The organism is Pseudoflavonifractor sp. 524-17 (assembly GCF_009935845.1).
In the GTDB taxonomy this organism is placed as follows: domain Bacteria; phylum Bacillota; class Clostridia; order Oscillospirales; family Oscillospiraceae; genus Pseudoflavonifractor_A.
The window spans coordinates 1-4,772 of record NZ_QWEK01000093.1 but is presented as its reverse complement, the minus strand read 5'-3'; the positions used below and the strand labels follow the sequence as shown (position 1 = coordinate 4,772).

Annotated in this window: 4 protein-coding genes; all 4 read left to right on the top strand. The window is 62.2% G+C overall.

Going from position 1 to position 4,772, the window contains the following annotated elements:
- Nucleotides 1–1,071, top strand: a 1,071-nt coding sequence (locus D1159_RS18410) for a BMP family protein (protein ID WP_207709194.1), incomplete at its 5' end; no start/stop codon positions are given.
- 127 nt (nucleotides 1,072–1,198) lie between these two features.
- Nucleotides 1,199–2,278, top strand: coding sequence for an ABC transporter permease (locus D1159_RS18405; protein ID WP_161847052.1), 1,080 nt, complete (start codon nucleotides 1,199–1,201; stop codon nucleotides 2,276–2,278).
- Nucleotides 2,278–3,252, top strand: coding sequence for an ABC transporter permease (locus D1159_RS18400; RefSeq protein WP_161847051.1), 975 nt, complete (start codon nucleotides 2,278–2,280; stop codon nucleotides 3,250–3,252). The genes D1159_RS18405 and D1159_RS18400 overlap by 1 nt, the downstream gene beginning before the upstream one ends.
- Nucleotides 3,253–4,761 (top strand): ABC transporter ATP-binding protein, encoded by a 1,509-nt coding sequence (locus tag D1159_RS18395; RefSeq protein WP_161847050.1) that lies wholly within the window; start codon nucleotides 3,253–3,255, stop codon nucleotides 4,759–4,761.
- Nucleotides 4,762–4,772: the final 11 nt, after the last annotated feature.

Here is a 4,772-nt window from a genome sequence, read left to right as displayed (position 1 = left end):
GAAACAAGGAGGAATTACACCATGAAGAAGAAGCTCTTGTCTTTCTTGCTGGCCGGTACCATGCTGCTGGGTCTGGCCGCCTGTTCCCGCAGCGTGGAGCAGGACGCTCAGCCCTCCGCGGCGCCCCAAGACAGCACCGCGCCTGTATCCAGTGACGCGCCCCAGGGCGGCGGCGAGGCGAAGGACCCCTCCACCGTCAAGGTGGCGCTGGTGTGCAACGGCGCCGTCAACGACGGCGGCTGGAACGCCTCCGCCTATGACGGCCTGATGCGCATCAAGGACGAGCTGGGCGTGGAGGTGGCCTACAGTGAGAAGGTGGCCATTGCCGAGGTGCCCAACGTCCTGCGTACTTACGCCCGCCAGGGCTTTACCCTCATCTTCGGCCACGGCGCCGAGTTCGGTGAGCCCATGACCACCGTGGCCCCCGAGTTCCCAGACGTGCAGTTTGTGGCGGTAAACGCCAGTGTTCAGGGTGAAAACCTGTCTGGTACCGTTTACAAGTTCGGTGAGTGCGGCTACTTCTGCGGCATGGCCGCGGCCCTGGCCTCCGAGAGCGGCAAGATCGGCATTATCCCCCCCGACGATGCCCCCAACAATAAGGCCGACATGGATACCTATGAGCTGGGCGCCAAGTCCGTCAACCCGGACATTGAGGTTATGGTGGCCTACACCGGCTCCTGGGACGACCTGCCCAAGGCCAAGGAGTGCGCCGAGTCTCTGATCTCCCAGGGCTGTGACGTGCTGCTGGCCCTCGGCGACGCCTACTCTGTGGGCGTGTACCAGGCCTGTGAGGAGAAGGGCATCAAGGCTATGGGCTGGGTCTCCGACCAGCGCGGCCTGTCCGATACGGTGATCTGCTCCGGCCTCCAGTCCAATGCGGACGTGTATGTGGCCACGGCCCAGAGCTTCCTGGACGGCAGCTTTACCCCCGGCATCAACATCTACGGCTTTGCCAATGGCGCCCAGGGCATGAGTGAGTTTTACGGACTGACGGAGGAGCAGGCGGCCCAGGTAGAGGCGGCCATGGAGAGCTATCTCAACGGCCAGCTGGAGATCCCCACCCTGTACTAAAAGGGACAGTCTGAGCGCACAAAAAAGACGGCGCGGCGGCAGTGCCGCGCCGTCTTTCTAACAAAGGCCGAAGGGCGAAACAACCGCAAGGAACAAGTTTGGAGAAGGAAGACAGGAGGAAAGCGCGATGAATAAGCGAGTCCGCTCGGCCCTGAACAGCTGCATTTCCGTGGCGTTGGCGCTGCTGCTGGCCTTCGCGGTAATTGGGGTGCTGCTGGTGTGGCAGGGCTACAACCCGCTGAAGACCTTTCTGGCGCTGCTGGAGGGGGCCTTTGTAGGAAAACTGAACCTGAGCGCCAGTATTGTGCTGGCGATCCCCCTGGTGCTGGGCGGACTGGGCATCGCCCTGTCTTTCCGCTGCGGGATCTTCAACATCGGCGGGGAGGGGCAGCTGTATCTGGGGGCCTTCGCGGCCACGTGGCTGGGTGTGAATCTGGCGGGCCTGCCGTTCTGGCTGCATATCCCCATCTGTCTGCTGGGGAGCATGGTGTTCGGCGGCCTGTGGGCGCTGATCCCCGGGTGGCTGAAAATCCGGCGTGGGTATAATGAAACCATCACATCGGTGCTGCTGAACTATGTGGGGGTAAACTTTGTCAACTACACCCTGTCCAGCTTCTTCAAGGCGGAGGGGGCGCTGAACCACCAGTCCCCCAAGATCCAGCCGTCGGCCATGCTGTCCAAGCTGATGAAGGGCAGCGAGCTGAACACCAGCCTGTTTCTTACCATTCTGATCGTGCTGCTGTTCTACTTCATCTTCTACAAGACGGACGTGGGCTTCAAGCTGCGCATGGTGGGAGAGAACGGGGAGACCGCCCGGACCTCCGGCGTGAACACCCGGCGGTACCTGCTGCTGGCCATCATCACCAGCGGCGCCCTGTCCGGCCTGGCGGGCTCGGTGCAGGTGCTGGGATACCAGCACCTGATGGTGCAGAACTTCTCCCCCAACACGGGGTACGACATCATCTCCGTGGCGCTGATGGGCAACCTGCACCCCATTGGGGTGGCCCTGGCGGGCTTTTTGCTGGGGGCCCTGCGCAACGGGGCCAGCGTCATGCAGATTATGATGGGGGTGCCGGTGACGATTCTGTACATCATCCAGGGGATCATCATCCTGAGCGTGCTGGGCTTCAACTACGCCAAGATTGACTTCATCGGGCTGCTGAGCCGGCCCTTTGGAGGGAAAGCCGGCAAGGAGGCGGTGCAGTAATGGATATTTTGGGAATTTTCCTCACCGCGGACTTCTATTCCGCCACCATCCGCCTGATGACGCCGCTGATGCTGGCGGCGCTGGGGGGCGTGATCTGTGAGCGCACGGGCGTGCTGAACATGGCCCTGGAGGGGCAGATGCTCATGGGGGCGTTCTTCGCGTATCTTGGGGCGTATCTGTTCAACAACGCCTGGCTGGGCCTGCTGGTGGCCATGGCGGGGGGCATGTTCCTGGCGGCGATCCACGCCTTTATGAGCATCACGGTGAAGGTAAACCAGACAGTGGTGGCCCTGGGGCTGAACACGCTGGCCATGGGCATTACCAGCACCATCTTCCGCCTGATGTTCGGCACCGACTCCCAGATGGCCCACTGCCCGGGCTTTACGGCAATAAACCTTCCGGTGTTGAGCGACATCCCCTTTTTGGGCCCGGTGCTGTTCCGGCAATATCCCCTGACGTACATCGCCATTGCGGCGCTGCTCGGCATCCACTGGTTCCTGTTCCACAGCAGCCGGGGCCTGGAGCTGCGGGCCGCCGGCGAGAACCCCCAGGCCCTGGATGTGGCCGGCGTGGACGTCATCCGCATCCGGTGGGCAGCGGTGCTGGTGTCCGGGGCGTTCTGCGGTCTGGCGGGGGCCAGCCTGACCCTCAACGGCCTGAATACGTTCTACGACAACATCTCCTCCGGCCGGGGCTTCATCGCCTACGCGGCGGTGGTGTTTGGAAAGTGGGCGCCCCTGGGGGCCACGCTGGCGACAGTGCTCTTCGGCGCCGGAGACGCCCTCCAGCTGCGGATGCAGGCCATGAACTTCAACATCCCCTATTACTTCTATCTGATGATGCCCTATCTGATCACCTTCCTGGCGCTGGTGTTCTTCATGGGTCCCTCCAAGGGCCCGGCGGCCACCAATGTGCCCTTTGTGAAGGATAAGGCCCGCAAGCGCACGCCGCGCCACAAGCAGGGAGGGAATTAAATGGAACCGGTACTGCGAGTACAGAATATCACCAAGCGGTTTGGCAGCAACGTGGCCAACGACCATATCACCTTTGACCTGTACCCCGGGGAGATCCACTCCCTTCTGGGGGAGAACGGCGCGGGGAAGTCCACCCTGATGAATGTGATCTATGGCGTATACGGCGCGGACGAGGGGGAAATCTTCGTCAACGGGAAACAGGTGGAGATCACCTCGCCGAAGCAGGCCATTGAGCTGGGCATCGGCATGGTCCACCAGCACTTTATGCTGGTGCCTCCCTTTACGGTGGCAGAAAATATCATGCTGGGGCTGCAAAAGGAGCTGCGCCTGGATATGAAGCAGGCGGAGGCGAAGATCGCCCAGGCCAGCGAGAAGTACGACCTGCGGGTGGATCCCCACGCCACAGTGGCCACTTTGTCGGTGGGGCAGCAGCAGCGGGTGGAGATTTTGAAGGTGCTGTACCGGGGCGCCCGGGTGCTTATTTTGGACGAACCCACTGCGGTGCTCACCCCCCAGGAGACCCAGGAGCTCTTCGTGACGCTGGGGCGGCTGAAGCAGGACGGTGTAAGCATCGTCTTTATCAGCCACAAGCTCAACGAAGTGATGAGCATCAGCAGCCGGGTGAGCATTCTCCGCCGGGGCCAGATCACCGGCTGTATTGAGGACCTGACAGACTGCAATCCCCAGGTGCTGGCATCGGCCATGGTGGGCCGGCAGGTGACCTTGGGCGTGGAGAAGCCGGAGCAGGCGCCGGGGGAAAACGTGCTGGAGCTGGATCATATTTTTGTCCAGGGCGCGGACAAGCGGGAGGTTATCAAGGACTTCTCCCTAAATATCCGGGCGGGTGAAATCGTGGGTCTGGCGGGCGTGGACGGCAACGGCCAGTCGGAGCTGGTAAAGGGCGTGGCCGGCCTGCTGCCGGTGACCAGGGGCGCCCTGAAACTGCTGGGCCAGGACGTGACGGGAAAAAGCCCCCGCGCGCTGATTGAGGCGGGGATGGGCCACATTCCGGAGGACCGGCACAAGCAGGGGCTGGTGCTGTCCATGTCGGTAAAGGAAAACCTGTTTTTGGAGACCATTCAGGACAAGCCATACACCAAGGGGCACATTTTGCAGAAAAAGGCGGTGGACGCCAAGGCGAAAGAACTGGCGGAGTTCTACGATATCAGGTGCGCGTCTCTGGATGTGCCCTCTGGCGCGCTGTCCGGCGGCAACCAGCAAAAGATTATCGTGGGGCGGATTTTGGAGCAGAATCCCAAAATGCTCATCGCGGTCCACCCCACCCGGGGACTGGATATCGGCGCTACGGAGTTTGTCCATAAGTGCCTGCTGAAGGCCCGGTCTGAGGGGTGCGCCATTTTGCTGGTGTCCACAGAGCTGGACGAGATCCTGGAGCTGAGCGACCGGGTGGCGGTAATCTACGAGGGGGAGTGCATGGGCGTCGTCCAGGACAGCGAGGCCACCAAGGAGGGCGTCGGCCTGCTCATGGCGGGCGTGCGGGAGGGCTAGGACGCCGAAGG